Source organism: Micromonospora sp. KC207, assembly GCF_004348615.1.
Classification (GTDB): Bacteria; Actinomycetota; Actinomycetes; order Mycobacteriales; family Micromonosporaceae; genus Micromonospora.
Genome location: NZ_SMKJ01000634.1, coordinates 1 through 426, shown reverse-complemented (window position 1 = coordinate 426; position 426 = coordinate 1). Strand labels below are relative to the sequence as shown.

Sequence of the window (426 nt, the reverse complement as noted above, 5' to 3'; positions counted from 1 at the left end):
CGTTCGGTCATGGTGAAGGCGTATGTCGTTGGGGCATCGGCTCGGCGGACGTGATGTCCGTCGATGCCGGGGTGAAAGTGAACCAGACACGATCCCGGGGTGAAATGCTCTGATTCCGGTCGGGTTCGCGTCCACGAGATGCGCTCTTTCTGGGGGGAGCCGGACATCTCATGCTGCCGAGGTCGAGTGGCGAATCAGCCACTACTGGCACGAAGGTGAAGCAAACGTCCAGTGAGAGCGTGTTTGAGAAGGTCTGTTGTGGACGGCGTGGCGGCATGACTTCCACCGGCGGGACGGGTAGGGTAGCGCGGTGTCTGTTCGCCGTGGCTACCCCTCCGACCTGACTGACACCCAGTGGGCGCTGATCGAGCCGCTGTTGCCGGAGCCGAACACGGACGGCCGCAGGGAGAAGCACCCGCGACGGGA

The 426-nt window shown here is 63.6% G+C and carries 1 protein-coding gene; it reads left to right on the top strand.

What is annotated here, in order from left to right; all coding sequences use genetic code 11:
- Nucleotides 1–310 precede the first annotated feature (310 nt).
- Nucleotides 311–426 (top strand): transposase (locus tag E1258_RS32955; protein ID WP_165949974.1); only part of this gene is annotated, 116 nt, incomplete at its 3' end.